The sequence below is a fragment of the Pedobacter sp. MC2016-24 genome (assembly GCF_015223055.1).
Lineage (GTDB): Bacteria > Bacteroidota > Bacteroidia > Sphingobacteriales > Sphingobacteriaceae > Pedobacter.
On record NZ_JADFBX010000005.1, the window covers coordinates 217,381 to 236,310 of the forward strand.

An 18,930-nucleotide genomic window follows, 5' to 3' on the forward strand; every position below is an offset into this window, starting at 1 on the left:
AATGTTGCATTTATCTATATAAAAAGCCCCATTTGGGCAGTCACATAAAGATGTGGTGCCGATCCATTAAAACTTGAGCAATGCGACAAGTTCGCCCTTACTATTGATGTTTAATTTTTTGTAAATATTCTTGATATGTTCTCTTACGGTATCTATAGAAATGCCGAATTTGTAACCGATGAGTTTATAACTTAAACCTTCAACGATGCCTTCAACGATTTCCTGCTGGCGCCGGGTCAACTCATCAATCATGTTGTTCCTGTTCCGGATATGATCAAATACCTTTCGCGCTATGGCCGGACTGATAAATGAGCCACCATGCGCAACGCTTGTAATTCCATTGATCAATTCCTGCTGGTCAAATCCTTTAGAAAGGTAACCCTTGGCTCCGGCCTGTATACATTTCATCACCACATCTTTATCTTCAACATCTGTGATCATGATAATTAAACTGTCCGGAAAGCTTTTATATAACATCGGAATTCCGTCCAGACCACTGATTTCAGGCATTCGGATATCGAGTAAAATAATATCCGGCGACTGGTACTTTGAGGTATCCAATCTGTCAAAATCTATTAAAGATTCCAGTTCCAAAACAATTTCAAAAATGATGTTGGAATAACTTGACAACAGGACTTTAAGAACGCTCCGCACAATCGGATTGTCCTCAATAATTGCAATTTTTATTCGCTCGAAGTTTCCCATAATTCTTATCAATAAATCCTGAACATAAACTGAACATACACACTTAATATTGATGCTAAATTGAATCATTCAGCTGCAAGAAAATGAATATTATTTTACAGCGTCGTTAATCCACAACTGTAAGATGACAAAAATTATACAAGGGAAATAAAAAATAAACGAATTGAACAAAATGAACAAAAAAAGCCTGCAATTTGCTTGCAGGCTTTTAAAATTTATGACTGAACGGAACAGTCTGTTACTTGCGTTTCCTGCGGATGAGTAAAATCAGGCCGGCTAGAAATATTGCCCCCGGAATGATACCGTAATACAACACCTGAATCGTTTTTACGCTGGCCTTGCTTAGGATCGTGGTATTGTCTTTTGGCCTTGGCCGGCTCACATCTATCGGAAACTCCCCGTAAGTAAACCAGCTAAACATCCGCATGGCGAAATAACCGTTAATCGTAGTCATGTTTGCCCGTGACAACTCTGTATTACTAAAAAAATCTGCATCACTGGCTACCACAATCCGTTGTTCCTTATTGTTTACTTGACGGGTCAGCATCAATGCAGTGGGAAAGGATCCTTGCTGATCTCCAGCTTTGACATCAATGGATAGCGCTGCGGAATCTATTGTGAATTTTCCTTTTTTGATCCAGGTAGTTTGCGCGTCCGTAGTTAAAAGCGGATGAATGGCAAAAGGCCCGGACTCTTCATACCCTAAAGCTCCGGCCCCAGGCATTGAAACCACTGCCTTTTGCTGAAAAAACGGCTGTAACTCAGGAGCCATCGCTACAGATCCGGCCGCCAGTTCAGGTGCAACCAGGTCAAAGGAATACTGTTGACTTCGCTGAACTACCGTTCCATCCAGCATTTTTACCCCAAGCGATTCCAATAAAGGATTAAGCACATTTTGCTTACCAGGCTCACCTGCAATGACCAGGTTACCGCCTTCGGCGATGTATTTTTGAAGCCTGGCTTTAGCTAAAGTACTGAAGGCAACCTTCGGATCACCAATAACCAAGGCGGCAATGTCAGCAGGAAGTTCTTGACGCTCCAACGAAATGCTGTCAATATCAAATCCCTGGTTAATCATGGAATATCTGGCCAGCTTATCATTGGCCAGCGTTTTATAATCCCGGTCACCCACTTTATCTATGCTACGCTGATAACCATCGCTAGCAAAAACAACCCTTGGTATCTTGATCATTACCCTTTTCAATGCCGCATCTGTTTCTCCTTCGTTTGGCCAAAAATCCTTGTCAGGTGGTGGAAATGTGCGCAACAAGCTAGTCCTACCCTTGTATTTCACCTGCATCACCAAACGACCATTTTCACCATTCAGGTTTATTTGCTTTCTGATTTCTTCTGGTTTCAAGAAATTCCGGAGATTTAACTTTTGCAACTTTGCCATATAGTACACAAGTTCTTTTAACGTCCTCTTGCTCTCTATCAAGCTTGCCGTCATTCCCGGAATGGTGTCGTAATAATAGACCCATTTCAGTTTGATATTTGGTTTAAAACGTAAATAAGGCTCCCAACGTGCGATATCCGCAATACGCCGTTGCGGAGGAGATTCCCAGTAAGACCCATCCATTCCATTGATGTACTCGGTAATCTCAACCGGTTCATCCCCCATTTTTCTGAGCAAATCCTGAGAGGTTTTGGTCAGCGTATTCACCTTCGTTGCTGTCGCATCATAATACGCGATCATGGGTTGTCGGGAGCTGATATAGGTAATAGTCAGTCCAATGAATAAGATCAACAGATACCGTATCGCCTGCTGTACAAATGTTTTGGATACCCGCTCCAATTCCAGTTTGGTTATAGTAAAACCCAGAAATATCCCAATCATAGCGAGGTAATAGATCACATCACGTGTATTTAACAAGCCAGCTATCATACGCTCTGTCCGACTAGGCATAGAAAGGCTATGTGTCAGATCGCGGACAACATCAAGTCCCTGTCCAACCTTTCCAATATAATTCATAAAGGCAAGCAGTACAAAAGTACTGATGGCTGCAACTGCCTGGTAAGTAGTTAAACTGGATACAAAAATCCCAATGGCAGCATAAGCATTCAGCAGTAAAAAAACGGCAAGCAGTGCCACCAATATGTGTGGATAATCAAAATGTGGGATAAATATTGCACCAATCAGTACAAATAAACACATCACGCCAATAATCACCAGGTTATAAGCCAGCATAGCCATAAATTTACCATAAACCACCTGGCTTAATTTTACCGGTGAAGAATACAGGAGCTTAATGCTGCCGCTACTCGTTTCCCTACTGATGATACCCATCGTCAGCAACGGAATATAGAGGTATAAGCTTCCCAGCATTCTGGATAGTAAACCAATAGCGTTCGGGTTCGTATACAAATCTCTCGTTAAAAATTCAGGAATAGCTCCGCGCGCCACTTGTGGCATGGCTGCGGTAAAGATGATGCTCATTTGCGCGAAGAGTACAATGATCAGTAACCAGGCAACCGGGGAATAAAATAGCAGGCTGAGTTCCAACCTGGCTATTTGTATAATTTTCTTCATATCTAATTGATTATTTTTCTACTGGCATCAGCACCAGCCTGATGTAGTTCTTATCCTGAATAAATCTCATTGCAGCTTCCTGAACCGATTTTGCCGTTATTTTATTTAATGCAGCATCGTAGTCAAAAAACTCGGTCAGGGAAGCCTTGTTCATCTCCTGTGAAAGCAGATAATCCAACCAAAAACCATTATTGGTAGCGCCTGTTTGCAAACTCAGCTTCCGGGCAGCTTTAAATTTTTGCAAATTCTCTGCCGATGGACCTGCGGTTCTCATTTTATTCACCTCATCCTGTGCAGCTGCAATTAACTTATCTACATTTTTCGGATCACAGTCAAATGAGATCGTCAGACTGAACCTTTCTTTGAGGTATTTGCTTAGACTTAACTGTACATTTGGCGTATAGGTTCCACCTTCCTGTTCGCGAAGACGTTGGTTCATACGTATGTTTAAGGCATCGGCAACCGCATTCATTTTTATGGTGTTTTCAAGGTTATAATTGAAATCACCAGAATAAACCAACATCACACTTGATTTCTGTGTTGTGCCACTATATACCGTTTTAACGATACGCCCTGCAGGAATGTTAATCCCCAAATCCCGGGCCTTTTCTCGCCGACCATGAGCAGGTAGCCCACCCAAATATTTTTCCAGCAAAGGCTTGATGCTCGCTTCGTCTAAATTCCCCACAAACAGGAAAGTAAAATCAGAAGCATCTGCAAAACGATCCTGATAAACCTTATAGGCCTTTTCCAGGTTAATCGAAGCAATGCTATTGCTGCTCAGTGGCTTTCTGCGCAGGTGATGATTCGACAATACCTGACTTACTGTATCCGCAAAAATCCGGCTTGGATCATTGGTTTTGTTGGCCAGTTCTTCGCGGGTTCTGCCGATCAGTGTTTGATAAGACTCTTCACTTTTACGGGGCTCCGTAAAGTAAGCATACAGGAGTTCTAAAGCTGCAGGCAAATCTTCTTTAGTCGTGCTGCCACTGAAGCCCTGGTAATTATCCACAATAAAAGGGCTTACTTGTACTTCTTTTCCAGCGAGTAATTTACCCAGTTGCAAAGCATCATAATTCCCGGCACCTGCTGCCGTAATGATCGCTGCAGCATTAATGGCACTTTGGTAATCCACATCGCTGACCAGGGAAGCACCACCTTCAGCAAATCCTTTAAAAAGAATCTGGTTGTTCTGAAAATTTGTTTTCTTCAAGATAACCTTTACACCATTACTCAGCATGATTTTTTGTAAGTCGCCGGGCTTTATGGTTTCCATGCTACCGATCTTGCCAGTTCTAGGTTCTGTTTTGAGCAAAGGTAGGTCCAATGCATCATCTACAAAGGGTGGTAAATTCTGTGCATAAACATCTTCAAGCCAGCGTTGGATCGAAGCCTCTGTAGGTAAAAAAGCCTGATTAGCAGGTGATGCCTTCACAATGATATCCCGATCGGTATCTTTTAAATAAAACTTCATTTGGGCATTCATTTCTTTCAGACTGATTTCCGGGAGCAGTTGTTGTGTCAATTCGTATTCCTTAGCAATGCCTGGTGCCGCGCTTCCGGTTAGAAAATGTTGTAAATAAGATTTGATCAAGACATCTGAAGACGTTTTATCCTTTTCCTCCAACGCCTTAGACATGGTTAATGCGTAACTCTTTTTGATTCGGTCCAGCTCTGCCTGGCCAAACCCTTGTTCCTCTATCTTACGAAGTTCCAGCCAAACACTTTTCAATGCAGGTTCTGTCTCGGCAGGCTTAGTCGTGACACTTACAAAAAAAGAATTCAAACCTCCGGACATGGAATTTAAACCGGCAAAAGACATCTGCCTAAATCTGGCACTTAGCATTTGTTTGAATAGTTTCTTAACCAGGTCGGTCCGATAATCCGCCGCCGAACTTACCGTATCTCCTGGCTGCTTGATCAGGATATCAATAGAAATCCCGCCCAATTCCGGATCCAAAAACTGCATATATTGATTTTTACCTGTCAATATTGCATGATATGACGGCCGCACTTTCTCTTTTTCCGGATTTTTGAGGTCAGAAAATTTCGCCTTAATATCCTTTTCCATCTGATCTACATCGATGTCACCTACAACTAGTAAAGCCTGCAGATTTGGCCGGTACCAGTCTTTGTAAAAACTGCGAATTTCTTCCGGGGTAACTTTCAGCACGACTTCCTCGGTTCCAATTGGCAAACGGGCCCCATAATGGGATTTATTGGTGTACAATGGAACAGCCTTTTCATCGTAACGCTGTGCAAGTCCCTGACGCACCCGCTTTTCTTCAAGGATCACATGGCGTTCCTTTTCTACATCCTCAGCCTCAATACTGGCTTCCTGTGCCCAATCACGCATGATCTGTAAGCCACCCGCAAGCAATTTCGGGTTGTCAGAAGGTAAGGGCAATTGGTAAACTGTTTCATCAAATGTAGTAGTTGCATTGATGTCCGCACCAAAACGCACACCTGCTTTCTCTAAATAGTTTGAAAGTTCCTTTTTAGGAAAATGTTTGGTTCCATTAAAACTCATGTGTTCTACAAAATGGGCTACCCCCCTTTGCTGATCGGTTTCAACAATAGATCCTGCTTTAACTGCCAGGTACAGGGTTACCCTTTTTTCCGGTGTTTTGTTTTTACGGATGTAATAGGTAAAACCATTCGGTAATTTGCCCATCCTCAACTCCGGATCTAAGGGCAAAGCCTGGGTATCTAATTGCGTTTTACAAGCCAGCGTCAGGCAAAGCGTAACAATGGACAATAGTCCTAGAAATTTATATTTAATTGGCATATTGTTCTCCTTTAATGATGTCCACAATCTTTTCGTTCTCAATAATGATCATCCCCTGTCTATCGGTGGTGATGCCGTTGGCCAGGTTATACGGATAAGTAGGTACCCCATCTTTCATCACTGTAGGTAAGAAAGAGAACTGTACATTATCTGATATTTGACCCAAGGCTTCCCCTACTTCAATGATGTGGGTGGATACCACAAAGAAACTGTTCCTGTTTTCAGAGAAAGCTTTGGTTACGGCTAAGGTTGCATCATAAGCATCCTTCACATTCGTTCCTTTAAACAGCTCATCAAACAACACATACAAATCCTGCGAGGCATTGACGGCCTGTGCGACTGCTTTGGTACGCAGTACTTCCGCGTAAAAATGGCTATAGCCCATATCCAGGTTATCCGATACGTTGATTGAAGAGAACAGGCCGTCTTTAACCGAAAACTCCATCCTCTTTGCCGCTACCGGGAAACCCATGTGTGCCAGGTAAACTGCAATCCCCATGGATTTCATAAAGGTCGATTTACCCGCCATATTCGCTCCTGTCAAAAACAGCATGTTTCTATCTTTAGTCAGCTGTAGGTTATTGCTCACCCCTTTTCTCAATCCCGGATGGCGGAAACCTTCCAGATCCAGAACCATCTGTTCGGCTGGCAAAGCCTTCGCATAAACGAAATCCTGCTCCGCAGCGACAGCTGCTACCCCTAAAAAGACATCCAGCTCATAGATCAGTTTCAACAGGTTTTCCATCTGGCTGATCATCGCATGGCGGATCACATAGTCATTTTTGATCAGTTGCATCAATGAAAGTTGCCCTTCAGGCGCATCCAGCAGGCTTTGCAACCTGGAATCCTGCAATACTTTCCATGCGGTATCCAAATCTTTCTGATAAACTTCTATACCTGTTTTTCCTTTAAGGTCTGAGAAGAAATCCCGGAAAGCCTGTAATACTTCAATGGTAACCGACTGCCCAGCCTGCAATTGAAGCAACTCGGCATTGTGGAAAAGCACCTGTTTAAACTTCTTCGCAAAAATGCCCCAGGCTACTCTTGGCAAGGCTGCCCCTGCGCCACCAGCAAGGTAATCTTCCATCGATTCTACTTGTGAACGGATCACCGGGAAAATCACCCGGTGCTGCTGGAAGAAGGCAAATATGGAACTACGCTGGTTGATCTGTCCTGGTGTTTTCAAGGGCCGGGCAAACATGACTTCCAGCATCTTTTCCCCACCTCGGGTTTGCAAATGGTTGAACAAACTGTAAATGGATTGCTGTTTAAATTTGCCCTGCAAATTCAAGTCTTCTATGGTCTGCTTATCTGCAAGGAAATCGGCATGTGGCTGTTTTGCTTGTTTTTTGTCTTTGATCAGCTCAATAACACCTTCGTTATTGATGATGATCATTCCATGACGGTCATCCGTAATGCCTTCAGTCAGGGTATAAGTATACACCGGTTTACCATTTTCCATGCGCGTAGGCAGGTAACGGAAAATCATGTTTTTACATTTCTTTTGCAACACTGCTCCCGCTTCCATGATGTGCGTAGAGATCACAAAAAGTGATTGCGGTTTGCTGGCAAAGGCCTCCATAATGGCAATCGTGCCTTCATAGGCATCTTTTACATTGGTGCCCCTGAACAGCTCATCAAACACCACAAACAGATTTTTGCCTGCACCCAATTCAACGGCCACTTTTTTCACCCGCAACACCTCGGCATAGAAATGACTGGCACCCATGGCCAGGTTATCCGGTAAATTGATGGTGGTATACATGCCATCACAAACCGAGAATTCCATGCTTTTTGCCGCAATCGGGAAACCCAAATGCGCCAGGTACATGGCAATGCTCAGCGATTTCATGAAGGTGGATTTCCCACCCATATTGGCACCGGTCAGGAATACAATATTGCTATCCGGGGTCATGGTTAAAGAGTTGGCAACTGGTTTGTTCAGCAAAGGGTGGTAAACACCTTGCAGCTCCAATCGGTTGGCATTTCTTTCCAGCGCGGTTGCAAAGCTATACCCCCGCTCCCGGGCTACACCCGCAATGGATATGTACACATCCAGCTGATAGATGTGCTGTAATATTTTTTCCAGCAGTCCCCGCTGCTGGAACCGTAAAATATTGTCGTACTCGACAATCTTCCCGGAAGAGATCTTGCCCTTTCCATGATCGGTAAACAGCAATTCCAGTTCTTTGGCATTCAACAAAGCCAGTGCTTTATCTACCTCGATACCATAAGGATTCCCAGAAACTTTAGTCTGGATCTCCTGCATGAACTTTTTTAATCCCTGCAAAATCTCCATCAGTACGGTTACACTCTGGGCAGCGGCATTGAAATCGGCCATGCTAAAGCCCTGGTTAGACAACCTGCTGCGCGGGTCGGTATTGCTTAAATAGCGTTCTGCCTCTTCAAATCGGTTACCTTGCAAAGGGAAAGCGGTTTTGCTTTCCAAAAAATAATGCAGCATGGCCACCCGGTCATTGATGGCCTGGTGGTCTGCAAGCGGATTACGAAACAGCTCCTCCAGCAGGGCCGCACCGCCCTGCGTGAAGGTTTTGTTGAAAATATGGTAGATCGAATCGCTTCCCGATTTGGAGAAGATATTCAAATCATCGATCGTTTGTTTATCGGTTATAAAGCTCATCTTATTTACGTTTTCTACGCGTTAGCAATACAATTCCAAGCATTAGGATGAAACCAGGGATTATCCCGTAAAACAGGATTTCTAAAGTATTTAACCCGGCATCGCTCAGTTTCAATTTATTATCTCTGGTTTCAGGCCTCGTCGTATCAATAGGAAATTCACCATACGCAAACCATTTAAAAATGCTAAGGACAAAGCTGCCATTAACCGTTTTGAGATTTCCCCGGGCAAGTTCTTTATTGCTAAAGAAGTCTGCATCACCGGATACAATAATCCGTTGTTCCCGCTTATTCATTTTCCGGGTTAACATCAGTGCTGTTGGAAAAGCACCTTGCTGGTCGCCATTTTTGGCTTCGAATACCAGTGCTGCGGAATCCAGTACAAAAGATCCTTTTTTGATCCAGCTCGTCTTGGCATTGGTCAATAATAAAGGTTGGATTTTAAACGGCCCGTCATTTTCAGCACGTAAAGCCGCTACATCAGGCATAGATACCACTCCTTTTTCCTTATAAAATATCTGAAGTCCAGGATTCATCACTACAGAGGCGGCAGTAAGCCCAGATGTAACCAGATTATAGGAATAATCGTTGCTGCGCTGTACAAGTGTCCCATCGAGCATTTTAACACCTAGTGAATCCAGTAAAGGATTAACTACACTTTGTTTACCTGGTTCACCAGCGATCAACAAGTTTCCACCATCAGCAGTATATTTCTTAATTTTGGCCAATGCAAGCGGACTAAAAGCCACTTTTGGATCACCAATAACCAGCGTAGCAATGCCATCCGGAATTTGTTCCTTTTCGATAGAGATACTATCGATATCAAAGCCCTGGTTAATCAATGATTTTTGGCTTATTTTCACATTAAAAAACAGCTGATAGTCACGGTCGCCTATTTTATCAATCCTACGTTGATAACCATCCGTAGCAAAAACTATTTTAGGTGGCGTTACAATCAGGCGTTTCATAGCTGCAGCAATTTCATCTTCACCAGGCCAAAAATCCCCTTGAATAAAAGTCCGCAGAAAGGTGGTTTTACCCTTGTATTTGAGCTGGATCACCACGCGCCCGTTCTCTCCACTCAGATCTACCTGTTTACGTATGGCTTCAGGTGTTAAAAAATCAGCCGTATCTACTTCTAAACTCTTCGCCCTTTTTTTAAAAGCTTGAAAGTCAAAACTGCCGTTATAGTATACCCAATTTAAATTGATATTGTGTTTAAAACGTAGATAAGGTTCCCATATTTCAATTGCCGAAATCCGCTTATCAGGTGCACCATACTCATAAGAATCGTCCATCAAATTGATGTAAGCAGTCATTTCCACCGGATCATCACCCATTTTCTGCAAGATCTGCTGCGTAGCTTTAACAATGGTATTCACCTTGGTATCCGTAGCATCATAATAAAGAATCATGGACTGCCGCGAACTGATGTAAGCAATGCTTAAACCAATAACTAAAATCAAAACATAACGTGATGCTTGTTGTAACATCGATTTGGATGTTCTGGCCAATTCCAGTCTTGTAATGGTAAAGCCAAGAAAAATACCCGCGATAGCCAGGTAATAAATCACATCCCTGCTGGTCAATAAGCCCCTCACCATGCGTTCAGCCCTGCTTGGCATGGAAAGGCTGTAGGTAATATCACGTACGAAATCAATTCCTTGTCCAAAACCACCTATATAATTCATAAAAGCCAGGATGGCAAAGGTTCCGATAGCGGCAATCACCTGGTAAGTGGTTAGACTCGAAACAAAAATTCCGATAGCCGAATAGGCTGTTATCAGTAAGAAAGAAGCTAAAAGCGCAACCAGGACATGCGGATAGTCAAAATTCTGAACAAATAAAGCACCGACAACCACAAACAACCCCATTAACCCGATAATAACCAGGTTGTAAATCATCATAGAAAGAAACTTACCATAAACCAGCTCAGTAATCTTGACTGGTGAGGAATACAATAGTTTGATGGTGCCACTACTGATCTCCCTGCTGATGATCCCCATGGTAATTAAGGGCGTATACAAATACAGACTGGAAAGCATAGTGAAAAAGATGCCGGCCGGCATCATCTCGGAGTCTATGATTGTGGTAAATAGGCGATCTGACATGCCCGTAATTGCGGGAAAGAACTCCTGAAAATGCTGTATTGAACCGATGCTTAAAATGAAAGCCAGTGCCATCTGAATAAATAAAATCAGAATCAGTAGCCAGGCAATAGGGGAATAAAATAGCAGACTGAGTTCCAGCCTGGCTATCTGTATAATTTTTTTCATATGCTAGTTAGAAATTTTGGACAATTGGGCAAAAGTTTCATCTAAGGAGTTTTTCTCCATACTCAGCTCCCTTAAGCGCCAGCCTTGCTTTGCGCTCTCCAATACCAGTTTTTCAGCAATGCTACGATCACCATTGAAGTAAATCCGCAACTGTTTTTCAGTCAGGAACTCCACCCTTACAACACCCTCTATCACATTTAATGCTTCTGCCGATGGCGCATTTTCCATGGTCACCAACATGCTGTGCGGTGCGATGTAATTGTCAAAAGCTTCCATCGTGTCGGCAAATACAATTCTGCCACTTTCAATCATTACAATGTCTCTGCACAAATACTGAACTTCCGTTAAGATGTGTGTAGAAAGGATTACCGCCCGTTCCGTGGCTATATCTTTAATCAAGGCGCGTACTTCAAGGATCTGATTTGGATCGAGCCCATTGGTTGGTTCATCAAACACCACCAATTTTGGATGATGGATAATGGCCTGTGCAATACCTACACGTTGTTTGTAACCACCAGATAAATTTTTGATCAGTCTTCTGCTGATGTGTGTTAGTCCACAACGTTCCTTTACCTCCTCAATGGCAGTCTTTAATTGTCCTTTTTCTATCGAACGTAAAATCGCGGCATGTCTGAGGTATTCGTCCACAGTTAAATCCATATACAATGGCGGCATCTGCGGCAAAAAGCCGATTTCCTGTTTGGCTTTTTCCGGTTCCTTACTTAGGTCAATCCCATTGATGATCACCGATCCCGCTGTAGGTGTTAGCACGCCACAAAGGATATTCATGGTGGTTGATTTGCCGGCGCCATTAGAGCCGAGTAAACCCAGAATTCCGCTTCTTGGGATTTCAATATTGATGTCACGTATAGCCCAGCTGGTACTATAACGGTGCGACAAGCCGCTAATACGAACGATTGGTTCCATAATTTTATGATGTTGAATGGTACGATGATTTGCAGGAGGTATGCGTTCGACGGGTTAATTTGTACCCATCGAACGCCTTTTTTAAACCTGTTCTATTTATTTTCTAATTGCTTCTTTTCTGAATTTCGACAACGCCATTTGGTCGTGTGTTTTTTAATAATTTGGATTTTGCACAAGAAAATGATCTCTAACAATCTCGTCAGCGGGAATTGGATATAGCAATTGGTAATCACCTTTCCATGGCTGTTTTATCGGTATAGCAGAAAGTACCCCCGATGCTTTTCCGGTTCTTTTTAAATCAAACCAACGGTGACCCCATTCCGTAAAAAGTTCGGTCTGCCGCTCCTTCGCTACGGCAATCACTGCCTGCTCTTTCGACAACCCTGTTGAAATTGACTCCAGGCCAGCGCGGTTTCGCAAAGCATTCAAATCAGTTATAGCTAAGCTTGTTTGTCCCAGTTGTACACGAGCTTCTGCGCGAATCAGGTATTGTTCTGCCAATCTAAATACCATGTAGTATTCAGTTGCTGGTGCTCCAATGGCCATATTATGTCTCCCCGTTTTATATTTATATGGAAACCACAGTTGGGTTGTCACCGAAGCCGGTTTATTAAAGCTGGTACCAATCCAGTTAGACAAGCGAAGGTCGCCCGGCTCAAATGCATTAAGTAAAGATTTGGAGATAGTAAAGCTCACGGATCCACTATCGATCGGATTAGGTAGAAATGTAAATCCCTCCGGTGTTGAATTACCACGATGGAAATCATCAGGGCTCTGTGCCAGTTGCCAAATGGCCTCGCCGCTGTTTTTTAAAAACACACGATTAAGATCCGTAGTTTCCAACTGATACAGTGCAGTTTGCGCAATCACATCGTTCGCTTGGGCAGCAGCTTTATCATACTCCTCTAAAAACAGATATACACGGGCCAATAATGATTTGGCTACCCATTTATTCGGTCGGATCCGCTCTCCCGCACCCGCAGTATAGTCGCCAGGCAAGCCATTTACCGCATCTTCAAGATCCTTTACCATCTGCTTATAAACCTCCGATTTAGGAGTTCTGTTCATCGTAACCAGTTTATTAAAATCGGTGGTCAATGCCAATGGAACATCCCCATACAGATTAACCAGATAGAAATAGCAAAATGCACGTGCAAATTTAGCTTCGGCAGTTAGTTCTGCTTTAACCTGCGCATGTAACGTTGGTGCTTGTGATGCCTCAATCCCTTCTACTACTGCATTTGCCCCATAAATTGCCCGATATGCCGTATTCCACATCGTCGAAACAGTTCCGTCCCTGGCATCCAACATATTTTTGTTAAAGGTACTATAACTACCACCAGGATTTTCCAGCTCGTCAGCAGAAAGACCAGTCATCATTGTGGTTAAGCCACAGCCAAATCCCGTATAGCCGCTGATACCGTTGATCATTATAGAGTAGACACTAACCATAGCACCTTTTGCCTGCGAGTCGTTGTTAAAAATTTTAGCGGTTGTCACCGTATCTGTGGGCTCGGGGATTTCCACGAGCTTAGTACAAGAAAGAATTACAAAGGCCGGAACCAGCAGCAATAACCTTTTGATATAAAAATGTTGAGTGAACATAATCCTGAATTATAATGTTAATGAAAAACCTGCTGTGATAACTTTTGCGGTAGGTAAACCTCCGAAATTCTGAATATCAGGATCGATTCCTTTATAACCCGTAATCACAAATAAATTCTGCGCCTGTACAAAAAAGTTAATACCCTTATTATTCAAAAATGTCTTTGGTAAGGTATAGTTAAAAGCGACATTATTGAGTCTTAAATAAGAAGCGTCTGTATAGGCCAGATCAGAAATGGCTATATTTTGATTTGTAGAATTTGTTAAGGTTGTAAAACCTGCATATGTAGCAGATTGTCCAGGCTGAGTCCAGTGGTCATTGTAAATAACCCTTGGAATGTTAACCATGGAACCAGGAGCGCTCGATGAAAAATTTGCATTCAAACCCTTCTGATTTTTGTATTGAAAAAATAAGCTTAGTGAGAGGTCTTTATACCGTACACTGGTACCAAAAGCGCCCGTAAACTTTGGATCTGAATTGAGTAATACAAACCTATCGTCAGAACCTGGCGCTCCCTGGTCATCTCTGTCAAGTGTGCCATTGCCGTTGCGATCTTCAAACATATATTCTCCGGTAGCAGGGTTGACGCCTGTATAATGAAAAAGATATTGGATATTTATGGGTTGACCAACCAGATATTTATTGAAATACGGAGAATGCTCAATGTCAGGATATTTGAGCAACAAATTGTGGTTGGCAGAAATATTGAAGTTCAGCGACCAGCTAAAGTGCTTCCGCTCCATAAGCCTTGCATTGAGTGTTGCTTCCCATCCACTATTCTGTAAAGACGCGGGCCAATTTGCAGTTACGGTACCAAATCCACTAAAAAATGGCGTAGGATAATCGGTTAACTGGTTATCACAACGATTTCTGTAATAGTTATACTCCAGGTTGATGCGATCATTTAGCACACTAAAGTTAGCTCCGAATTCTAATTTTTTATTCGTTTGCCAATGATATTCCGGATTTACGGCATGTAAGCTTCCGAAAGGAGTAATACCGCCATAATTGGGTATTGAAGCATAAGTTGGATCCAGGTTAGACCATTGCGACAAATATTGATACTCACCAACATTGTCACTACCTGTAAGCGCATAGCTTCCTCTGAATTTCACGAAACTGATAAAACCAGGTAAAAAGGCTTTCATCCAGTCCTCTTGCGAGGCAACCCAGGCTAATCCGACGGCCCCAAAATTTCCATATTGTTTACCAGGCCCAAAACGGGAAGAACCGTCTCTTCTACCACTTAAATTGATGATGTACTTTTCATCCCAGCTATACCCAACCCGGGCAGACAACCCGGCATATTTATAATCTCCATTCCGGCCCGAATATATTTTAACCGGAGCAAGTTGAATCGACTTTAAAAGGTTGTCATCTGTATAACCAAACCCCAGGATACCCGCTCCATTTGTAGCTGTATGTTGCAAAGTTCCACCCATAAAGGCTGTAAATGTTCCCTTGGAAATGGTGGTCCGATAATTTATTTTGGGTTCGATCATCCAATTCTCATTGGTATTTGTTCCAACTGCAGCACTACCAGTTTCATTATCAAGTGGATTCATTGAAGAAATTGGTGTGTAACCCTCATGATTATTAATGCCATTATTATAGCCAAAAGTGCTACTCAGCTCCAGTCCCTTGAAAATTTCATATGATAAACCCAAGCTACCAGTAAGTAACTTATTTTGGGATCGGTAACTTGTCTTTAAAGAACTAAAAGGAAATCTCACATCTCGCCCGGCTTTATTCCACTCTTCAAAGTTCAACTCCCCATTGCTGTCATAAATTGCCGGTGCATTTGGTGCAAGATCTGCCGCAGACGGTGTATTCAGCGTATTTACATCTGTATAAGAATAATTGAAATTCAGATCTGTTTTAAACTTTCTATTCAAAGAGGTATTGGCTACATTTAAAATAACGCCAGCAATTTTATTAGCGCCGCTTGCGGTAAGGATCTCTGTTTGTCGGGTAAAATTGGTTCCCAATCTAAAAGTTGTATTTTCATTTCCTCCAGATAAAGTTGTGCTTGCGCGTGTCAGTTTCCCAGTATTTCCCCATAAGGCTTTTTGCCAGTTCGTATATCTTGTGGTATCCCAAACCAATAAATCCGGGGCATTGAGCGCAGTAGGTTCAATGCCGTCATTTTTAAAAGCCTCACGCCTCATTTTAAGATATTCCTGAGTATTGAGCATGTCCCAATAGCGAACATTTTTACTGATTCCCTGAGAAACATCCGCAGTGATTTTGGTTGCTCCTGCTTTGCCCTTCTTGGTAGTAATCAGGACTACACCATTGGCCCCTCTGGATCCATAAATTGCTGTTGCATCCCCATCTTTTAGGACATCAATACTTTCAATATCTCCTGGATTGATGTTAAACATCGGGCTTTGACCACCCCCTGGAGCAAAACCTCCGTCTTGGATTATCCCATATGATCCTTGATTATATCCAGAATTACCACCAACTTCAAGATAGGTTAAAGGCACGCCGTCAATGATATATAGCGGTTCTGAAGTAAATTTGGGATCAATATTGCTTCTGCCACGAATCTCGACTTTAACTACGCCGCTGGCATAACCCGAAGTCGGAGTTACCGTTACCCCGGGAACCCGCCCAGCCAACGCCAGTAAAGGGTTCATCACGGGCTGTTCACCAATTTCTTTAGCCGTAACGGTACCAATATTCGAAGTAGCCAAACGACGGTTGGTCGTTCCATAAGCCATAACCTGAATTTCATCCAGTTTGGAGGTACTTAATTGCAATCTGATCTGCAAGAAGTCAGAACTGATTTTAACTTCACTGGTGATATATCCCATATAAGAAATCTGTAAAATGGCATCCTGCGGAACATTGGCTAAAGAAAACTGTCCTTTCACATCCGTAGTTGTACTCCGTTTCGTGCCTTTTATAATTACTGTTGCACCGGGTAATGGCTTATTCTCCATATCACCAACATTTCCAACTACCTTGATCCCATCAAATGCAGCAACTACCTTGTCCAGAAAACTAGGTGCCTTTGCCTGCACCACAATGGATTTTTTCAAGATAGCATAAGTCAAAGGAAGGCCCTTAAATACTTCTTTAAGTGCTTCTTCCAAAGAAGCATTCTGTAATTTCACATCGACCTTAATTTTGGTCAGGTCCTCATTTTTCCAAAAGAAACTATAGCCTGTTTGTTTCTCTATGGTAGAGAAAACATTGGTCAATGTCGCATCCTTTTGTTGAATATTGATATTTTGCGCGTATCCAATAGCTGATACCTGTACACAAGCGATGGTGATTATGAAAAAAATAAGTTTCATTACCAAAATGGTTTTACGCATCAATCGCCCCGTAATCCAGGGGATTTTAGCATATGAGTATAAATTCATACGTTTGTATTGTTTGGGTTTGGATTAGTTTTCAAAAATTATTTCATCAATCCGATTTATCGGATTTGGGTAACCCAGGCATCGGTCCGGAGAAAAGTGTCGAAGCCTTCTCTGGACTTTTTTGCATAGTTACCCCTCAGGTTAATCGCTTTGGAGTAAAGATTTTTTCATTTCGATTGGTTTTGGTTTTAGGTTATTTATTAAGTTGATTGTGCTATTTTCCGCTCAGGGCGATACCAGAATTTTCTTCCCCTCTAGTTTTACATGTATTTTATTCATCTCAAGGAGTTTCAACACCTCAGAGAGGGTATAGCTTCTTTCTATTTTTCCAAAAAACTGCTCCTCCTTGATTGTACCTTCATAAACGACTTCTACATCGTACCAGCGTGCGATTTGCCGCATTAACGTTTTAAGGTCGGTATGGTCAAACCGGAACAATCCGTCTTTCCAGGCTACAGCTTCATCGGCATTCACATTTACAATATTGATCCGGCTATGATCTGTTAAAATGGCCTGTTGGTTTGGTTTCAGCATCTGACCATTTACGTTAACACTACCTTCAAGCAAGGTCGTTTTAACATCCGGTTCATCCGCATAAGAATTGATGTTAAAATGCGTACCCAATACTTCTACGGTTTGCCCTTTACTGATGACCCTAAACGGCTTGGCTTTGTTATGTGCTACTTCAAAATATCCTTCACCGACTAACTCCACGGTTCTGTCTTTACCATTGAAAGCTGTAGGGTATTTCAAAGAAGAGGCTGCATTTAATACCACTTTTGTACCCTCAGACAAAGTTATAGTATATTGACCACCTCTAGGGGTAGTTATCGTATTGTACGTCGTTGACGCTGCTGTTGCTGTTCCCTGATAAACCAATTCACCTTCCGCTGTTTTTCTAATTACAGCACTGTTCTCTGTAGCCAGTTCGCCATTTTTGGCATTTGTTAAAACAATAGTTTGCCCGTTGCCCAGCGTTAGTACAGCTTTATTAGAACCTGGAGCAATATCTTGTCCTTTAGTTAAGCTCAAACTAGTTTGCAAGCCGTTGGATTGGCTGGCATAATAAAATAGTCCCCCGCCAACGATCAGCATGATCGCTGCAGCCGCGGCTATACGCGGCCAGAGTTTAACGCGCTTGGGCATGTACTCCTGTTCGGCCAGCCCGGCATGACTGAGTACCCGGTTTTTCAGCTCCGCTTCGATTTGATCAAAATTGATTTCATGCTCCAGCAAGACCAATTGATCAGCTTTTTGTGCATACCAGTTTTCCAGTTGAGCTTTTTCTTCAACTGTTGCTAATCCCTGGTTATACTTTCTGACCAATGCTTTCGCCTCTTGCTTATCCATCTGTTTTGGAGTTCATTTACAGGTAAACGGGTGAAAGTAAATATGGGGGTAGAAAAATTTCAAAATAATTTACAATCAACGCAGCAACAGCAAAAAGGCAATGCTTACACCCAGATCATTCAATTTTGGTTTGATTACCTTCAACGCATTCTGAACCTGTTTTTTCACGGTTTGCTCAGATATCCCCAATTGAGCCGCGATCTCTTTGTGCGATAAATTCTCTTTCCGGCTCAATTCAAAGATCTCCCGCATTTTGGCTGGTAATTTTTGAATTTCGCGTTCCAGGATTTCTAAAATCCGCTTTTCGTCAATGGTATCCACCTGGCTATTTACAGGGTCTGACAAGAAGCTGGCAATTTCACCAATGTAATCAGCGCGTACTTTATTGCGTTCAATGAGATCAAATACTTTATTTCTTGCAGAAACGTACAGTAAACCGGCGATATTGGCACCACTCTTTATATTCGTGGCTTTAAGCCATAAATTACCAAAAACCTCTTGTACTACATCTTTTGCCTCCTCTTCATCACGAAGCATTTTATAGACATGCGCATAAATCAGTCGCCAATGCCTGTTATAGATTTCTGTGAACGCTACCTGGTCGCCAGCCTTTAATAAGGCGGTCAGCTCAGCATCCGGAAATTGGCTATAGACAGTCATACGATACTTATCCCCTATTTGAAGTTCAATGAATTTAAAACAATGTTAGTAAATTACACTCAAATAACGGCCTT

Annotated in this window: 10 protein-coding genes; all 10 read right to left on the bottom strand. The window is 42.5% G+C overall.

Annotated elements, in window-relative coordinates:
• Positions 1-66 precede the first annotated feature (66 nt).
• The 10 genes from IM797_RS14215 to IM797_RS14260 all read right to left on the bottom strand — a co-directional run bounded on the left by IM797_RS14215 (position 67) and on the right by IM797_RS14260 (position 18,856).
• Positions 67-705, bottom strand: coding sequence for a response regulator transcription factor (locus IM797_RS14215; RefSeq protein ID WP_194127812.1), 639 nt, complete (start codon positions 703-705; stop codon positions 67-69).
• Between the two features lie 238 nt (positions 706-943).
• On the bottom strand, positions 944-3,235 hold the full coding sequence (locus IM797_RS14220; protein ID WP_194127813.1) for a Gldg family protein: 2,292 nt from the start codon (positions 3,233-3,235) through the stop codon (positions 944-946).
• Between the two features lie 10 nt (positions 3,236-3,245).
• Positions 3,246-6,023 carry a pitrilysin family protein gene (locus tag IM797_RS14225; RefSeq protein WP_194127814.1) on the bottom strand — a complete coding sequence of 926 codons (2,778 nt, stop codon included), beginning with the start codon at positions 6,021-6,023 and terminating at the stop codon, positions 3,246-3,248.
• Positions 6,013-8,664, bottom strand: coding sequence for a hypothetical protein (locus IM797_RS28400; RefSeq protein ID WP_228098863.1), 2,652 nt, complete (start codon positions 8,662-8,664; stop codon positions 6,013-6,015). The genes IM797_RS14225 and IM797_RS28400 overlap by 11 nt, the downstream gene beginning before the upstream one ends.
• 1 nt (position 8,665) lies before the next feature.
• Positions 8,666-10,939 (bottom strand): Gldg family protein, encoded by a 2,274-nt coding sequence (locus IM797_RS14235; protein WP_194127815.1) that lies wholly within the window; start codon positions 10,937-10,939, stop codon positions 8,666-8,668.
• A 3-nt stretch (positions 10,940-10,942) separates the two neighbouring features.
• Positions 10,943-11,866: an ABC transporter ATP-binding protein gene (locus IM797_RS14240; RefSeq protein WP_228098864.1), complete on the bottom strand. Its 924-nt coding sequence runs from the start codon at positions 11,864-11,866 to the stop codon at positions 10,943-10,945.
• A 153-nt stretch (positions 11,867-12,019) separates the two neighbouring features.
• The gene (locus IM797_RS14245) at positions 12,020-13,471 is read right to left on the bottom strand and encodes a RagB/SusD family nutrient uptake outer membrane protein (protein ID WP_194127816.1); all 1,452 of its coding nucleotides are present in this window, start codon (positions 13,469-13,471) and stop codon (positions 12,020-12,022) included.
• Between the two features lie 9 nt (positions 13,472-13,480).
• Entirely contained in the window at positions 13,481-16,846 is a 3,366-nt protein-coding gene (locus IM797_RS14250) for a SusC/RagA family TonB-linked outer membrane protein (protein ID WP_194127817.1), read from the bottom strand.
• A gap of 225 nt (positions 16,847-17,071) precedes the next feature.
• Positions 17,072-18,196, bottom strand: coding sequence for a FecR family protein (locus IM797_RS14255; protein WP_194127818.1), 1,125 nt, complete (start codon positions 18,194-18,196; stop codon positions 17,072-17,074).
• Between the two features lie 75 nt (positions 18,197-18,271).
• A complete protein-coding gene (locus IM797_RS14260; protein ID WP_194127819.1) occupies positions 18,272-18,856 on the bottom strand; it encodes an RNA polymerase sigma factor in 585 nt (194 codons plus the stop codon).
• Positions 18,857-18,930: the final 74 nt, after the last annotated feature.

Coding starts and splice junctions, on each gene's coding strand:
- IM797_RS14215 (WP_194127812.1), bottom strand. CDS start 705: ATGGGAAACTTCGAGCGAATAAAAATTGCAATTATTGAGGACAATCCG.
- IM797_RS14220 (WP_194127813.1), bottom strand. CDS start 3,235: ATGAAGAAAATTATACAAATAGCCAGGTTGGAACTCAGCCTGCTATTT.
- IM797_RS14225 (WP_194127814.1), bottom strand. CDS start 6,023: ATGCCAATTAAATATAAATTTCTAGGACTATTGTCCATTGTTACGCTT.
- IM797_RS28400 (WP_228098863.1), bottom strand. CDS start 8,664: ATGAGCTTTATAACCGATAAACAAACGATCGATGATTTGAATATCTTC.
- IM797_RS14235 (WP_194127815.1), bottom strand. CDS start 10,939: ATGAAAAAAATTATACAGATAGCCAGGCTGGAACTCAGTCTGCTATTT.
- IM797_RS14240 (WP_228098864.1), bottom strand. CDS start 11,866: ATGGAACCAATCGTTCGTATTAGCGGCTTGTCGCACCGTTATAGTACC.
- IM797_RS14245 (WP_194127816.1), bottom strand. CDS start 13,471: ATGTTCACTCAACATTTTTATATCAAAAGGTTATTGCTGCTGGTTCCG.
- IM797_RS14250 (WP_194127817.1), bottom strand. CDS start 16,846: ATGAATTTATACTCATATGCTAAAATCCCCTGGATTACGGGGCGATTG.
- IM797_RS14255 (WP_194127818.1), bottom strand. CDS start 18,196: ATGGATAAGCAAGAGGCGAAAGCATTGGTCAGAAAGTATAACCAGGGA.
- IM797_RS14260 (WP_194127819.1), bottom strand. CDS start 18,856: ATGACTGTCTATAGCCAATTTCCGGATGCTGAGCTGACCGCCTTATTA.